Annotated in this window: 16 protein-coding genes; 13 read left to right on the forward strand and 3 right to left on the reverse strand. The window is 62.0% G+C overall.

Annotated elements, in window-relative coordinates:
• Positions 1-7: 7 nt before the first annotated feature.
• The 6 genes from QD172_RS10905 to QD172_RS10930 all read left to right on the forward strand — a co-directional run bounded on the left by QD172_RS10905 (position 8) and on the right by QD172_RS10930 (position 4438).
• Positions 8-565: a YqgE/AlgH family protein gene (locus tag QD172_RS10905; protein ID WP_077379662.1), complete on the forward strand. Its 558-nt coding sequence runs from the start codon at positions 8-10 to the stop codon at positions 563-565.
• A complete protein-coding gene (gene ruvX, locus QD172_RS10910; protein ID WP_077379660.1) occupies positions 558-1013 on the forward strand; it encodes a Holliday junction resolvase RuvX in 456 nt (151 codons plus the stop codon). Before QD172_RS10905 ends, ruvX begins: the two co-directional genes overlap by 8 nt.
• An 82-nt stretch (positions 1014-1095) precedes the next feature.
• Positions 1096-1644, forward strand: a complete 549-nt coding sequence (gene pyrR / locus QD172_RS10915; protein ID WP_127736567.1) for a bifunctional pyr operon transcriptional regulator/uracil phosphoribosyltransferase PyrR — start codon at positions 1096-1098, stop codon at positions 1642-1644.
• Positions 1641-2693 carry an aspartate carbamoyltransferase catalytic subunit gene (locus QD172_RS10920; protein ID WP_077379658.1) on the forward strand — a complete coding sequence of 351 codons (1053 nt, stop codon included), beginning with the start codon at positions 1641-1643 and terminating at the stop codon, positions 2691-2693. Before pyrR ends, QD172_RS10920 begins: the two co-directional genes overlap by 4 nt.
• Positions 2690-3955, forward strand: a complete 1266-nt coding sequence (locus QD172_RS10925; protein ID WP_084209528.1) for a dihydroorotase — start codon at positions 2690-2692, stop codon at positions 3953-3955. The genes QD172_RS10920 and QD172_RS10925 overlap by 4 nt, the downstream gene beginning before the upstream one ends.
• Positions 3956-4252: 297 nt before the next feature.
• Complete coding sequence (locus QD172_RS10930) at positions 4253-4438, forward strand: 4-oxalocrotonate tautomerase family protein (protein ID WP_136939473.1); 186 nt, start codon at positions 4253-4255, stop codon at positions 4436-4438.
• Between the two features lie 237 nt (positions 4439-4675).
• Here the strand turns inward: QD172_RS10930 and serA are convergent, their stop codons facing one another.
• Positions 4676-5926 carry a phosphoglycerate dehydrogenase gene (serA, locus tag QD172_RS10935; protein ID WP_077379652.1) on the reverse strand — a complete coding sequence of 417 codons (1251 nt, stop codon included), beginning with the start codon at positions 5924-5926 and terminating at the stop codon, positions 4676-4678.
• Between the two features lie 312 nt (positions 5927-6238).
• Between serA and xseB the strand changes: the two genes are divergently transcribed.
• From xseB to QD172_RS10960, 5 genes are all read left to right on the forward strand, one after another.
• Positions 6239-6523 carry an exodeoxyribonuclease VII small subunit gene (gene xseB, locus QD172_RS10940; protein WP_077379650.1) on the forward strand — a complete coding sequence of 95 codons (285 nt, stop codon included), beginning with the start codon at positions 6239-6241 and terminating at the stop codon, positions 6521-6523.
• Positions 6523-7449 carry a farnesyl diphosphate synthase gene (locus tag QD172_RS10945; protein WP_167593069.1) on the forward strand — a complete coding sequence of 309 codons (927 nt, stop codon included), beginning with the start codon at positions 6523-6525 and terminating at the stop codon, positions 7447-7449. The genes xseB and QD172_RS10945 overlap by 1 nt, the downstream gene beginning before the upstream one ends.
• Positions 7450-7461: 12 nt before the next feature.
• Positions 7462-9384: a 1-deoxy-D-xylulose-5-phosphate synthase gene (gene dxs, locus QD172_RS10950; protein WP_279855763.1), complete on the forward strand. Its 1923-nt coding sequence runs from the start codon at positions 7462-7464 to the stop codon at positions 9382-9384.
• A 188-nt stretch (positions 9385-9572) separates the two neighbouring features.
• Positions 9573-10196 (forward strand): glutathione S-transferase family protein, encoded by a 624-nt coding sequence (locus QD172_RS10955; protein ID WP_176493810.1) that lies wholly within the window; start codon positions 9573-9575, stop codon positions 10194-10196.
• A 607-nt stretch (positions 10197-10803) separates the two neighbouring features.
• Positions 10804-12108 (forward strand): DUF4172 domain-containing protein, encoded by a 1305-nt coding sequence (locus QD172_RS10960; protein ID WP_176493809.1) that lies wholly within the window; start codon positions 10804-10806, stop codon positions 12106-12108.
• A gap of 154 nt (positions 12109-12262) precedes the next feature.
• On the opposite strand, the gene QD172_RS10965 is transcribed toward QD172_RS10960, so the two are convergent.
• Both QD172_RS10965 and ribA read right to left on the reverse strand, forming a co-directional pair.
• A complete protein-coding gene (locus tag QD172_RS10965) occupies positions 12263-12961 on the reverse strand; it encodes a hemolysin III family protein (protein WP_279855764.1) in 699 nt (232 codons plus the stop codon).
• A 135-nt stretch (positions 12962-13096) separates the two neighbouring features.
• Complete coding sequence (ribA, locus tag QD172_RS10970; RefSeq protein ID WP_077379640.1) at positions 13097-13732, reverse strand: GTP cyclohydrolase II; 636 nt, start codon at positions 13730-13732, stop codon at positions 13097-13099.
• A gap of 339 nt (positions 13733-14071) precedes the next feature.
• Here ribA and hemE point away from each other — a divergent pair, with 339 nt between their 5' ends.
• Entirely contained in the window at positions 14072-15169 is a 1098-nt protein-coding gene (gene hemE / locus QD172_RS10975) for a uroporphyrinogen decarboxylase (protein ID WP_077380000.1), read from the forward strand.
• A 56-nt stretch (positions 15170-15225) separates the two neighbouring features.
• Complete coding sequence (locus QD172_RS10980) at positions 15226-15597, forward strand: VanZ family protein (RefSeq protein ID WP_279855767.1); 372 nt, start codon at positions 15226-15228, stop codon at positions 15595-15597.
• Positions 15598-15677 lie beyond the last annotated feature (80 nt).

Here is a 15677-nt window from a genome sequence, read left to right on the forward strand (position 1 = left end):
GAGGACCATGCAAAGTCTGCGAGACCATTTCCTGCTGGCGATGCCTCATCTCGATGATGACAACTTTTCCGGCTCGCTGAGTTACCTTTGTGATCACGATGAAAAGGGCACCTTGGGTGTCATCGTCAACAAGCCCATCAAGCTGACCATGCGTGGTCTGTTCGAGCAGCTCGAGATCGCGGCGGACAGCTGCGAGTGCCTGGAAGACGTCGTCTATTATGGCGGCCCCGTGCACAAGGACCGCGGCTTCATCCTGCACCGTGGCCAGGCCGCGGAATGGGATTCCAGCCTGCAGGTGACGGATGAGCTGGCCCTTACGACCTCGCTGGATATTCTCAAGGCGATCGCCGACAACAAGGGGCCGGAAGATTTCATGGTCTGCCTCGGCTGTGCTGGCTGGGAGCCTGACCAGCTGACGAATGAGCTCAAGGAGAACAGTTGGCTGATCGTCGAAGGCGACAGCGGCATTCTCTTTGATGCCGACAGCGAGTCGCGCCTTGATGCAGCGGCCCGCAAGCTGGGTGTGAACATGAGCCTGATGTCACGGGAGATCGGGCATGGCTGAGCGGGTCGTCAGCCGGACGGTACTGGCCTTCGATTTCGGTACGCGCCGTATCGGGGTGGCAGTGGGCACCGAGATGCTGGGCACGGCCTCACCGCTGGTGCCCCTGCACGTGCGTGACGGCATCCCGGACTGGAATGTGGTCACTCGTCTGATCGAGGAGTGGCAGCCGGATCTGTTCGTGGTGGGATTGCCACTGGAGCTGGACGGCACCGAAAGCCTGATGTGCAGCCGTGCCCGCAAGTTTGGCAAGCGTCTGTACGGCCGATATGGCAAGCCGCTGGAGATGTGGGATGAGCGTGGTTCTACCAAGGCGGCCAAGGGGCTGGCACGTGAACGCGGTCACCGCGGCAACTATCGTGATGATGGCGTGGATGGCCTCGCCGCTCAGCTGATACTCGAGAGCTGGTTTGCAAGCCAGCGAGGCGAGGGCGACCTTGTCGGTTACTGAATACCCCACCCGCTTCCTTCACGGAAGCGGGTTTTTTTTGTCTGTCTGCCGCCGCTGGCGGAAGTATGAGGATGCGATACCCATGCAACATTCCGAGGTACACGACGACCACGAGACGCTGCCCGATGTGGAAGCGCTTCTCGAGGCGATGACCGAAGAGCTCGAGTTGTTGTTCGAGCGTCGTGAGATCGAGCGTGAGCGGCTGATTCCTGTCGGCATTCATACCGGCGGGGTATGGATTGCCCAGGCACTGCGTGAGCGTCTGGGGCTCAGCGAAGCGTTGGCGACGCTGGACATCGGTTTCTGGCGAGATGATTTCGGGCACAAGGGGTTGCCGGACGCCGGCAAGGGCTCACAGCTGCCGGATATCGAGAATCGCGATCTTCTGCTGGTCGACGATGTGTTGATGAGTGGCCGCACCGTGCGTGCTGCGCTCAATGAACTGTTCGATTACGGGCGTCCACGACGCGTATTGCTGGCCTGTCTGCTGGAGCTGCCGGGGCGTGAACTGCCGGTTCAGCCGGATGCGCTGGGCGCCAGTCTGGCCCTGGCGCCCGGCAAGCGCATCAAGCTGGAAGGGCCGGATGCCTTGCGTCTGACGTTGGTGGATACCGGGGAGAGTGCGGCATGAACCTGTTCGATCTCACCCAGGCCAGCGCAGAGGTGCGTGCGGCCTCCCCGTCCCAGGTCCAGCTTGACGAGCAGGGGCGTCTGCGCCACTTCCTGGATATCGAAGGCTTGCCGCGTGCAGTCCTGACCGAGATTCTCGACACGGCGGATCACTTCCGCGGCATCGGTGATGCGGAGGTCAAGAAGGTGCCTCTGCTGCGGGGGCGTACGGTGGCCAATCTGTTCTTCGAGAACTCCACGCGTACCCGGGCCACCTTCGAGCTCGCCGCCAAGCGCCTGTCGGCGGATGTGCTCAACCTGGACATCAAGACGTCTTCCGCAGCCAAGGGCGAGTCACTGATGGACACGCTGGTCAATCTCGAGGCCATGCAGGCGGATGCCTTCGTGGTGCGCCATGGTGACTCGGGCGCGGCGCACTTCATCGCCAGCCAGATCACGCCCCATGTGGCGATCATCAACGCCGGTGACGGGCGTCATGCCCACCCGACCCAGGCGATGCTCGACATGCTGACCATTCGTCGCCACAAGGGTGATTTTGCCAACCTGCGCGTCGCCATCGTCGGTGACATCCTGCATTCGAGAGTCGCGCGCTCGCAGATTCTGGCACTCAACACCCTGGGGGCAGCCGAGGTGCGTGTCGTGGCCCCCAGGACACTGCTGCCCGTGGGCGTCGAGACATTGGGCTGCCAGGTGTTCACCGAGCTTGAAGCCGGGCTCAAGGATGTCGATGTCGTCATCATGTTGCGTCTGCAGAAGGAGCGCATGGATGGCGCGCTGCTGCCCTCGGAGTCGGAATACTATCGTCGCTACGGCCTGACCCGCGAAAGCCTCGCCCACGCGCATCCTGAGGCGGTAGTGATGCATCCGGGACCCATCAATCGAGGTGTCGAGATCGAGTCCGCCGTCGCGGATGGTCCGCGCTCGCTGATCCTCGATCAGGTCACCAATGGCATCGCCGTCCGGATGGCGGTGCTGTCGATGGCGGTATCAGGCCAGATGAAGGCGCGCGCTGAGCGCAGAAATGAACGTTCTCGAGGAGCTGGAGCATGAAACTCAGCCTCATCAATGCTCGGGTCATCGACCCCTCCAGTGGCCGCGATGGCCAGTATGACCTGCACCTCGAAGAGGGACGTCTGGTCGCGATCGGTGCGCCACCGCGTGGCTTCGTCGCGGATGAGCAGCAGGATCTCTCGGGCAAGCTTGTCGTGCCGGCCTTCGCTGACCTGGGGGCCCATCTGCGTGATCCCGGACCGCGCTACAAGGGCAGTCTTGCCAGTGAATCGGCCGCGGCACTGGCAGGGGGATACAGCGTCATCCTGCCTCGTCCGGATACCAGTCCGGTGCTCGACAGTGCCTCTCACGTGCGCACCCTGCTTGATCGCGCTCGCGATGTGGCTGGTGTCAGGGTGGCCCCCCTGGGAGCGCTGACCCAGGGGCTGGAAGGGGAGCTGCTCGCCAACATGGCCGCACTCAAGTCCGCCGGTTGTGTCGCCTTGACCAACCTGCGCAGGCCGATCCGTGATCTTGGTGTGCTGCGACGTTGTCTGGAATATGCACGCACCTTCGATATCACGGTGGTCTTCCAGGCACAGGAAGCCACCTTGGCGGGGCAGGGATGTGCGCACGAGGGGGCCATCGCGTCACGCCTCGGATTGGCGGGAATTCCCGAATCGGCAGAGACCATCGCGCTGACTCAATGGCTGCTGCTGATCGAGCAGACCGGCGTTAGGGCGCATGTCTCGCTGCTTTCCAGTGCTCGCGCGGTGGAGCTGGTACGTGATGCCAAGGCCCGAGGGCTGGATATTACCGCGGATGTCTCGATCGCCCAGTTGCATTGGACCGATGAGCAGCTGGAAGGCTTTGATGCCAACTTCCATCTTCAGCCGCCTCTGCGCAGTGCCGATGATCGTGAGGCACTTCGTGCCGCTGTCGCGGATGGCACCATCGATGCGATCGTCAGTGACCACCTGCCACATGAGGCGGCCGCGAAATGTGCGCCTTTCGCGGTCTCCGAGCCCGGCATGACCAGTCTGGAAACCGTGCTGCCGCTTGGGCTGGCGCTGGTCAAGGCCGAGATGATCAAGCTGCCGCGCCTGATCGAGACCCTGACGTTCAGCGCCCGGCGCTTCGGGCTCAAGGGGGGCATGCTGAAGGAAGGTGAGTATTGTGATCTCGCGGTGATTGATATGGAGCAGAAATGGCGTGTCTCCAGCGAGACGCTGGCAAGTGCTGGACATAATACGCCACTGCTCGGCATGCAGTTGACCGGGCGTGTCGAACGCGTGCTGTTGGGCGATACGCGCTACGCTTGAAAGATGTTTCACGTGGAACATCCATGCTTCACCAGGAGGCCGGTCTCTTGAGGTCAGTCTCTGGGTGGCTGGTTACAACTTGCTGATAAGTCAGCGATTTCATGGCTTGTGGTGCTGGGGAGCTATTGGTTGCTTCGCAGAGAAGCCAGTGCCGACCTGGGCAACATGTCCGCCACGATCAGCAGATGTTTCACGTGGAACATCGATGCCCGGCATCACGCCACATGGCCAGCATGTCGTTGCGCGAGCCTCGAGTGCTGGAAAAGAGAATGTTGGAATATATAGGAAGTCGAAAGCATGCCCATGATTCGTGCGGAATTCATCAGCGGCAAGACAGAGGCACAGAAACGGGAACTGGTCGAAGCCTTGACCCGTGAGACGGCTCGCGTACTGGAGGTGCGCAAGGAGTCGGTATGGGTCGTACTGCAGGAAGTCGAGCCGGAAAACTGGGCGGTTGCGGGTACGCCATTGTCAGACCGCTGAGTGCAATGGCCGCGATGGTCACTGCTGTTCACAAGCGTTGTGCCGTGACACAAGTGATTGAATATATTTGGTTTTACCAAAAAATCGAAGATGTTCCACGTGAAACAGTCAGTGCGTCATCACCTCTCTGTTCCGAGTCGTATTGAAAAAAACGCCGCAGCCTGATGGCTGCGGCGTTCTTGTATCAGCGACATCCCCACGGCCATGGTTCCGTCACTGTGACGTGCACTGTCGGATTCACCCTTCGAAATCAGCTTCCGAGTAGAGAGTACGAATGCGCAGCGTATGGTCGACGGTCTTGAGGGCCTCGAGTGCCTTCTTGCCGTAGGCCTTGTCGACATCGATGACCACGTAACCGACGGTATTGTTGGTCTGCAGGTACTGGCCGGAAATGTTGATGCCTTCCTCGGACAGTACGCGGTTGATGTGAGACATCACGCCCGGCACGTTGTCGTGGATGTGCAGCAGACGGTGCTTCTCCGGGTGGGCCGGCAGCGCGACCTCCGGGAAGTTGACGGAGCCGATGGTGGTGCCGTTGTCGGAGTAGGTCACCAGCTTCTCCGCCACTTCCACGCCAATGTTTTCCTGAGCTTCCATGGTGGAACCACCCACGTGCGGCGTCAGAATGACATTGTCGAACTCGCGAAGCGGGGAGACGAACTCTTCACCATTGCCTTTCGGTTCGACCGGGAAGACGTCGATGGCCGCGCCCAGCAGCTTGCCGCTGGAGAGGGCTTCGGCGAGGTCCTCGATCACCACGGTGGTACCGCGAGCGGCGTTGATGAAGACACTGTTCTGCTTCATCAGCGCGAACTGCTGCTTGCCCATCATCCACTTGGTGGAGGGGATTTCCGGGACGTGCAGGGTGACGATGTCAGCGCGCGCCAGCAGTTCTTCCAGGCTTGCCACCTGGCGGGCATTGCCCATGCCCAGCTTGGTGACCGCATCGTAGTAGATGACATCCAGACCGAGAGACTCGCTCAGTACGGACAGCTGCGAGCCGATGCTGCCGTAGCCGACGATGCCCAGTGTCTTGCCCCGGACTTCATGGCTGTTCTTGGCAGTTTTCATCCACTGGCCACGGTGCGCCTTGGCGCTCTTTTCCGGCACGCCACGCATCAGCATGATCGCTTCTGCCAGTACCAGCTCAGCGACGGAGCGGGTATTGGAGTAGGGCGCATTGAAGACCGGGATGCCGCGCTTGAGTGCAGCTTCCAGGTCGACCTGATTGGTGCCGATGCAGAAGCAGCCGATGGCGGTGAGCTTCTCGGCAGCGCTGATCACGCGCTCGTTGAGCTGGGTGCGGGAGCGGATGCCGATGAAGTGCACATCACGGATCTTCTCGATCAGTTCGTCCTCGGCGAGCGAGGTCTGAAGCAGCTCGATGTTGGTGTAACCCGCGTTGAGGAAGTTATCCACGGCGGATTGGTGGACACCCTCGAGCAATAGAATCTTGATCTTGCTCTTGTCCAGGGACGTCTTGGCCATTGTCGAATCAACCCTCTCGCCGGTCATGCCGACGTTTCTGTTCGTTTGGTCTTTTTCATGTCCTGCTGGCGTGTCACGCCTTTAGAAAATGCCAGAAAAACAGCGGGGCGTGCTGTCAACAGGGGGGCAAAGAATATCACAGCTGGTGCGGGCCCCGGTTGAAATGTCCAATCGGTCAGCATGAAAAATGCACAGCTTGAAACGAGTGGTCACGCCGGTGTCGGGTGGGCAGCGTCACAGGGCCCATCAGGTTATACTGGCATATCACATGGACATCCCGGGTTCAGCCCGGTCTGATCAGCGAGAGCACTCATGGCCGAACAGGAAGCGCCGCAGGATTTCGCCGCCACCCTTGCGCGTCTCGAGGGATTGGTGACGCAACTGGAAGCCGGCGACATGTCGCTGGAAGCGTCATTGGGCGCTTTCGAGGAGGGAGTGCGTCTGGCACGTGAAGCACAACGACGGCTCGACGACGCCGAGCTGCGTCTGCAGGCCTTGGTCGAAGGGCCTGATGGCACGCTGGTGTCCACTGCATTCGAAGCGCCCGAGATGCCCGGCAGTTCCGTCGGTGCAGGGGATGAGGAGAACGATTGGTGATGTCAGGTGCATCGACGACGCAAGCCATGCCGTCCGCGCAGGCAAGCGAATTGATTCGTGGTGGGCAGGCGCGTAGCGAGGCCGTGCTCGAGGCATTGCTCAGTCCGGCGGGGGCGGTCAGTGATCGGCTGGAAGAGGCCATGCGTTACAGCGTGCTGGGAGGTGGCAAGCGACTGCGGCCTGTCCTGCTGTACGCTGCCGGACGTGCGCTGGGAGGCGATGAGGACGAGGCAGGGCGTGCAGCGCTGGATGCCACTGCGGCCGCTCTGGAGCTTGTCCATGCCTATTCACTGGTTCACGATGACCTGCCGGCGATGGATGACGACGACCTGCGCCGTGGCCAGCCCACCGTCCATCGCGCCTTCGATGAGGCGACCGCGATTCTGGCGGGCGATGCTCTGCTGAGCCTGGCCTTCGAGGTCATTGCCGATACCGCACATGCGAGAACGCCAGCCCTGATACGCACCCTCGCGGAGGCTTCCGGTCGACGTGGCATGGTGGCGGGGCAGGCGCTGGATCTCGAGGCGGTGGGGCAGTTCCGAGAGGTCGAGGCGCTGTCACGCATGCACGCCTACAAGACTGGCGCGCTGATTCGCTCGGCTGTTCGTCTTGGCGGGCTGGTGGCGGTCGAGGAATCGGATTCGCGTCTTGAGGCTCTCGAGCGCTACGCTTCTGCCATCGGCCTGGCTTTCCAGATTCAGGATGACATCCTGGATGTGACCGGCGATACCGCCACGCTGGGCAAGACTGCCGGTGCGGATGCTGCACGCGACAAGCCGACCTACCCGTCATTGCTTGGCCTGGAAGGAGCCCGAACCCGGGCAGGTCAGTTATTGGACGAGGCCCTGGATGCCCTGGCACCGCTGGGAGAGGCCGCAGAGCCTCTCGCGGTGCTGGCGCGCTACATGATCGAGCGAGACCACTGATTCCTGACGCCTATGAAGCTGTTTGACGAGATACCTGAGGCGCGCCCCGCGACGCCATTGCTCGATGCGGTCGAGACACCAGACGCACTGCGGGCCATGAGTCCGGCACAGCTGCGCCAGCTGGCCGATGAATTGCGCGCCTTCCTGCTTTACAGCGTCGGCTGCACCGGGGGGCACTTCGGTGCCGGCCTCGGTGTCGTCGAGCTGACGGTTGCCCTGCATCATGCGCTGGAAACCCCGCGTGATCGCCTGGTGTGGGATGTCGGTCATCAGGCCTATCCCCACAAGATCCTGACCGGCCGGCGCGACGCCATGCACAGCATGCGTCAATACAACGGCCTGTCTGCCTTCCCCAAGCGCGCCGAGAGTGACTACGACACCTTCGGGGTGGGGCATTCCAGCACCTCGATCAGCGCCGCGCTGGGCATGGCACTGGGCGCGCGTACCGCGGGAGAATCCCGTCGCGCCTGTGCGGTGATCGGTGATGGCGCCCTGACGGCCGGCATGGCCTTCGAGGCGCTGGCGCATGCCGGGCACGTCAAGGCCAACCTGCTGGTCGTGCTCAACGACAACGAGATGTCGATCTCGGAAAATGTCGGCGGTCTGGCGAGCTATCTGGCGCGTATCCTGGCCAGCAAGCCCTATACCCAGATGCGCGCCAACGGCAAGAAACTGCTGTCGCCGCTCCCGGGGGCGCTGGAACTTGCCAAGCGTACCGAAGAGCACATGAAGGGCTTCATCAGCCCGGCGACGTTGTTCGAGGAGATGGGCTTCAATTACATCGGTCCCATCGATGGGCATGATCTGCCGACGCTGGTCCAGACACTGCGCAACATGCGCGATCTCGAGGGCCCGCAGTTCCTGCATGTGGTGACGCGCAAGGGCAAGGGCTTCCTGCCGGCCGAGCGCGACCCCATCGGCTACCACGCGATCACCAAGCTGGAGAAGGCCTCGTCGGAGCAGGCGCGGCAGGCGCCTTCCGTGACGGATGCACCGGCACCCAGGCCGCAGAAGTACTGCAGCGTCTTCGGCAACTGGATCTGTGATGCCGCCGCGGCTGACCCTCGTGTCATCGGTGTCACGCCTGCCATGCGGGAAGGCTCGGATCTGGTGCGTTTCTCGAAGGAATATCCTGATCGCTACTACGATGTCGCCATCGCGGAGCAGCATGCCGTGACGGTGGCGGCCGGCATGGCCTGTGAAGGCATGAAGCCGGTGGTGGCGATCTATTCCACCTTCCTGCAGCGTGGCTATGATCAGTTGATCCATGATGTCGCGGTACAGAAGCTGGATGTCACCTTTGCCATCGATCGCGCGGGACTGGTGGGTGAGGATGGACCGACCCACCACGGCAGCCTCGACATGTCCTTCCTGCGTTGCGTGCCGGAGCTGGTGGTGATGGCGCCGGCGGACGAGAGCGAGTGTCGTGGCATGTTGAGTGCGGCGCTGGCACATCCCGGTCCGGCGGCCGTGCGTTATCCGCGTGGCACCGGACCCGGCGTCGCCACGGGCCATGACCTGACGCCACTGACGATCGGCAAGGGCGAATATCGTCGTCGCATCATTGCCAGTCCCGACGTGCGTATTGCCATCGTTGCCGTAGGCAGCATGAACACGCCGGTGGCGGAGGTCGCCGAGGCGCTGGACGCGACCCACTTCAATCTGCGCTCCATCAAGCCGCTGGATCGCGAGGCCCTGCTGGAGATCGCCGACGAGCATGACCTGGTCGTCACGGTGGAAGAGAATGCCGTGGCCGGCGGTGCGGGTGCCGGCGTGGCAGAGCTCTACCTGAATGCCGGTCTCGCGCAGCCGATGCTGCTGCTGGGGCTGCCGGATGACTTCGTCGAGCATGGCAAGCCGGTAGAGCTGCTGCGTGATTGCGGGCTGGATGCGGCTGGCATTCGCGCCAGTATCGAAGGGCGTCTCGCACGCTGAAGTCGCCACCTGGCTCACAGGAACGCCTGTGGATGATTCGAACATTCGAGTTGTCCACAGGCGTTTTTTCTTGCGTGAAAAACGCGCCTGATGCGCCGCACTCTGCTGGCATGATCGACGCTGGCGCGCCATGCTGGGACGGACTGCCGATCCCCTTTTCGCAATGTTGCCAAGGAACGCCCGCCACGATGCTGACTCTCTACAGCTACCCCAATTCCCGCTCACTGCGCGTCGCCTGGACGCTGGAAGAGCTGGAACTCGACTATCGGATCCACAGCCTCGATCTCAAGGCGGGAGAAGGACGCAGCCCCGAGTATCTGGCCATTCATCCCGACGGCAAGGCGCCCGCCATCGTCGAGGGGGAGTTGGTACTGTTTGAATCCAGTGCCATCTGTCGCTATCTCGCCGCCCGTGAAGGCCGCCTGATACCGTCTTCGCTGGAAGGTCAGGCGCAGCTAGACCAGTGGCTTAGCTTTCTGACCACCGAACTTGAGCAGCCGCTGTGGACGCTCGCCAAGCACACCTTCGCATTGCCGGAAGAACGACGCTGTGAAGACGTGAAGCAGACCGCGCAGTGGGAATTCCAGCGTGCATTGGGAGCGCTCCAGCGCCGCTTCGAGGGACAGGGCTGGTTGTTGGGCGACGACTTCACCCTCGCTGATCTTTTCCTCGCTCAGGTATTGGGCTGGGCCCACAAGGCGCAGCAGCCGATCCCCTCGTCGCTTGCGCGCTGGATGCAGGAAGTTCTTGCGCGTCCGGCCTGCGCACGGGCGCGTGAGCGTGAGGCCCAGGCTGCCGCCAATCGCCCCTGACACATATGAGACATCCACATCGAGAGATGCCTCTCGCTCTGTCACAGCCATGAAATGAGGCGCGTGAGACAAGGCCTCTGAAAGCTCGCACAAGCGCCAAGGCGCCACCCTGATATCAGGGTGGCGCCTTTTTTGTTTCCAGGCCTCAGGCGGGCTCTCCGGGCGTTCTGTCGCGTCCAAAATCGTGGGGCCAGGCGAAGCCTCACGACAGCGGGGCGGGCCACGTACAGCGGGTGGGGCTGCAGGCGAGGTCGCGGCGTCCGAGACCTGTCAGGCGTCATCCGCGCTGCCGGAGTGGCGGTTGATCCGATCTTGAGCGCTTTTCGTATTTAAATGTGATGCGTAATTATCAATATAACATTGAGTTGATTGGTTATTGATCGGTCGTGAGGTCTGAGAGGGCCAGGGAGTCCGGTGCAGCCGCTAAAACGCCATGTGAATCAGTCGCTTGCCTATGACGTGGCGATTGTCAGACATGAATTTGAGTAAAAGTTGATCGGATATCGCAATAAATGATTCTTTCGCATCATTTATTGATTCGATATATCGTTAATTGCGAATCCTCGTGGTATGATTTGCACAGAAACCTCAATGGGGATAACGACTTATGTGGATCTGGCAGCAGCCTGACTGGCCGCAGGGACGACTGGCGATCACGCCGCTGTTGAGCGAGATGAGCGCAACGCAGGCGGTGATGTCACCGTTGGTGGCGCAAGGGCAGCAATTGAAGGCTCGCCAACGTCTGCGCCTCGAAGCCACCTTGCTCAGTGAAGAGATGGAGGCCTGTGCCCGCCTGTCCGGCGTGGTATTTGGCAGGGCCGCATTGCGCGATGCCCTTTACCAGGCATTGGGGCTGGAATCCGGACAGCTGGAGGCGCCCCGTGGGCAGGTGCCGGGGATTGATGTCTTCGTGGATGTCATGCTCGAAGTGGTGCGGACGGCCTTCCAGCCGCTGGCGCGTGAGCAGGTACTGGAATGGCATCGCCGGCTGGGCCCCTTCCTGCCGCGCAGCAGTGGTCAGCGTCTCGGTGAATGGCGTGATGGGCCCCATGAAGCGGTCAGCGGACGTTATGGCCTCAAGCGATTGCGCTACCGAGCGCCTGGCATGACCGGTGATGAACTTGCGGATGAGCTGGAGCGTTTCTGGCAGCGTCTGGAAGAGGAGGAGCCGGAGGCTGGCAATCCCGGAGTGATCAACGCCCTCAGACTGCATGCCCACTGGCAGGCGCTCTCACCACTGGCGCTGGGCAACGGGTTGATCGGACGCTTGCTGCTGACTCGCTGGTTGACGCGCGTCGATACGCTGGCGGCATTGCAGCAGCAGGGAGAGTGGACGGGGCAGGTGGCGAAACACTGGGAAGCAGAGGCGTTGGAGCAGCTCTGCTGGCGTCGCCAGACATTGTTCACGGTGGTGGCGGAGCGTCAGGAGGAGCTGCGTGAGCTCGAACAGCATTGTCTTGGTACGCCGGGCACCTCGCCGAGTGGGCAAGCGCTTCCACCTGAGCTCAACCGTGCCTTGAATGGCGATGCGGCCGATGAGGTGCTGCCGGGCGACATGAATGCCTGGGTCGCGTGGTGGCTGAGACAGCTGCGCGATGGCGGACGACGGACGGCATCCCACTACCTGAGAGTGCAGCGTGCCGAGCGCCTGTGGATGGAACATGCCAGAACGCCACTGAATTCCCGTCAGCGCGAACTGGTGTTGACCCTGCTGGAGCGTGATGACGACGAGGGTATCGGGCGTGCGGAGTATCGCGCGCTTGTCGAGACCTCAGACCCGACGGCAGCGCGAGATCTCGCCGATCTGACCGCCAAGCAGGTGCTGGAAAGCTATGGTGTCGGGCGCGGCACGCGCTATCGGCTGCCGGTCTTCGCGCCGCAGGAAGACAGCGCCGTGAGAAACGAGTCCTGAAAAGCGCGTCTTGAAGGCGCGCCTTGAAAGCGGAAACATCGCGAAAAAAAGCGGGAAGGGTCATGACGACCTTTCCCGCTTTTTTTCATCTGGCTTGCCAGTGCTCTCAAGTCAGTGCTCTCAAGCCAGTGTGCTCAAGAGAGCCGGCCTCGTGTCAGACCTCATACGGCAGCACACCTGTGTAGATCGCGAAGAAGTGGCAGGTGCTGCCGCCGAGCACGAACAGATGCCAGATGGCGTGGTGATAGCGCAGGCGTGTCATCAGGAAGAAGATGACGCCCAGAGTATAGGTGATGCCTCCGGCCACCAGCAGGATGAGCCCCGTCTCGGAGAGCTGCTCGACCAGCAGGGGTAACGCGAACACGATCAGCCAGCCCATCAATAGATAGACGGTGACGCGCAGCGCACTGAAACGCGCTGGCCAGCGCAGCTTGAGAAAGATGCCGCCCAGCGCGAGGGACCAGATGATGGCAAACAGTGTCCAGCCTGTCGGACCCCGCAGATTGACCAGCAGAAAGGGGGTATAGGTGCCAGCGATGAGCAGATAGATGGCGCAGTGGTCCATCAACTGGAAAGCGGACTTGAGGCGTGGGTGGCGGATGCCATGATAGAGCGTCGAGGCAGCGTAGAGCGCGACCAGGGTGATGCCATAGAGGCTGATGCTGATGATCTTCCAGGGATCGGCCTCTGCCGCCAGACAGGCCATCACGATCAGCACCACGGTGCCGATGAGTCCCATGACAGCGCCGAGACCGTGGCTGGCACTATGTAGCCATTCTTCAAACCGGGTATAGAGAGCGGGACGTGACGATGTCTCGGAAGACGATGTCGGTGAGGGAGAGGGCTTGCGCATGGTGATGTCTCCGGCGCGGATTCCTCTCAAGCCTACTCTCTATAGGATGACGCCGTCATGTCACGCTCTTTCGCCGCCTTCATGGGCTCTCGATGGGCGGGAGCACATCAGTGCCCCCCTCCCGCATCTCGATCTCTACTCGCTGCGCTCGATATCCACGTCGCTGGCGTGGGTGAAGTCATCGAGTGCCATCATGTGGCCAAGCTTGCCGGCCTTGGTCGAGAGGTATTGCTCGTTGTGCGGGTTCAGACCGGTGGTGATCGGCTGACGCTCGCTGATGGTGACGCCATCGCGGGTGAGCGCATCGACCTTGCGCGGGTTGTTGGTCATCAGCTTGAGGGTGCTGACCCCGAGATGCTCCAGCATCGGGACGCAGATATCGTAGCGGCGCATGTCAGCGCCGAAGCCCAGGCGCTCATTGGCTTCGACGGTATCGGCACCGCCATCCTGCAGCTCATAGGCGCGAATCTTGTTGAGCAGGCCGATGCCGCGCCCTTCCTGACGCAGGTAGAGCAGCACGCCACGCCCTTCGGCGGCAATGCGCTTGAGCGCTTCCTGCAGCTGATAGCCGCAGTCACAGCGCATGGAGAAGAGGGCGTCGCCGGTCAGGCACTCGGAATGCACACGGCCCAGCACCGGGGCACCGTCATCGATGTCACCCAAGGTCAGAGCGATGTGGTCCTTGCCGGTGGTTTCGTCCTCGAAACCGTGCATGGTGAAGGTCGCCCAGGGGGTTGGCAGCCGCGAGGCGGCGATGAATCGAATGGTCACTGTTCACCTCGAACGCCCGAACAATCGCCGGGCTGAAAAAGCACGGGCATGCGGGGACTCGGCAATGTCTCGATGAGTGATTCACGTCATTGGCGGCCAGCATGCAATCATCAGGCGAGTTTACCAGTCTGAAGCGTGCGACTCATCGCCTGCGATGGAAAAGCGTTGTTGCCGACACCACCACAATCCGTGGAAGCACTTCAGGAGGAGAGGCCGGGCGGGTGTCTGGGCGGAAAGCGAGGGGAAAGCCAATGCATTTGTTGCATCGTCGCGATGGGCGGGATTTTGCTCAGGCTCTGGTAGAATGCCGGGACATTCCCGAGCTGATGTGTGATTCCGATGACCCTGAAGAATGATCGCTTCCTGCGCGCGCTGGCCCGTCAGCCGGTTGACCGTACCCCTGTCTGGATGATGCGCCAGGCGGGCCGTTATCTGCCGGAATACCGTGAAATCCGCGGTCAGGCCGGTGGCTTCATGGACCTGTGCATGGACACCGCGCGTGCCTGCGAGGTGACGCTGCAGCCGCTGGAGCGTTTCCCGCTCGATGCCGCCATTCTGTTCTCCGACATCCTGACCATCCCGGATGCCATGGGCCTCGGGCTTTACTTCGAGACAGGTGAAGGTCCGAAATTCCGCAAGACGGTGCGCACCGCCGCGGAAATCGAGGCGCTGAGCGTTCCGAACGTCGAGCGTGATCTCGATTACGTCATGCGTGCCGTCTCGACCATCCGCCGCGAGCTGAACGGTCGCGTACCGCTGATCGGTTTCTCCGGCAGTCCCTGGACGCTGGCGACCTATATGGTCGAGGGCGGTTCCAGCAAGGACTTCCGCCATGTGAAAGGCCTGATGTATTCCAGCCCCGAAGCCATGCATCAGTTGCTCGACACCCTCGCTCAGGCCGTCACCGATTACCTGAACGCCCAGATCGCGGCGGGTGCCCAGGCAGTGCAGATCTTCGATACCTGGGGCGGCACCCTGTCCACACCGGCCTATCTCGAGTTCTCGCTGCGTTACATGGAGCAGATTGTCGCTGGCCTCAAGCCTGACAGCGAAGGCAATCGCGTGCCGGTGATCCTGTTCACCAAGAATGGCGGCCAGTGGCTCGAGCACATCGCCGCCAGCGGTTGTGACGGTGTCGGGCTGGACTGGACCACCGAGATGTCGGATGCGCGCGCGCGCGTCGGCCATCGCGTGGCCTTGCAGGGCAATCTGGACCCGAATGCGCTGTTCGGCACTCCCGCCGCGATTCGTGCCGAAGTCGGCCGCATTCTCGATAGCTACGGTCAGGGGCCTGGCCACATCTTCAACCTGGGGCATGGCATCAGCCAGTTCACTGACCCGGGCAACGTCAATGCTCTGATGGACGCGCTGCATGAGCTGAGCCCCGCCTATCATCAGGATGACACCGCCAACGCCACGCCGCTGGCGCGCGATTGAACCATGTCACTGATGGCTGACAGCCCCGCCGTGTCTTTCATGGCGGGGTATCACGCATGACGCCGCTGGCGCAGCGCCTCGCGCCGAGGCGAGGCTGGGCGTGCGTGGCACTGTTCTGCCTGCTGCTGATCCTGTTCGGCACGCTCTCGCCGGGTGAGCCTCACCCGGAGCAGACCTTCCCCTGGGACAAGCTGCAGCATTTCTCCGCCTTCGCCTTGCTGGCACTGACCACGCGGCTGGCCGGGTTGAGCAGTCTTGTCATCCTGCCCGCCTTGCTGCTGCTGGGCGTTGGCATCGAGGGGCTGCAGCTGGTGATTCCCTATCGTGGGGCAGAAGTGCTGGATGCGCTGGCGGATTTCCTCGGCATTCTTGCCGGGCTTGGCTGCCACCTGGGCGGACGTCTGATGGTGCGCCTGAGCCGCCTGTGACGGGCCTCTACCCGCCAGAAGAGGCCTGGCGGGTGAGTCGTTGGTCATCGCGCGTCAACCCCAGTGCCTCGAGATCGTGC

Origin of the sequence: Cobetia sp. 10Alg 146, from assembly GCF_029846385.1 — a bacterium.
GTDB classification, from domain to species: domain Bacteria; phylum Pseudomonadota; class Gammaproteobacteria; order Pseudomonadales; family Halomonadaceae; genus Cobetia; species Cobetia marina.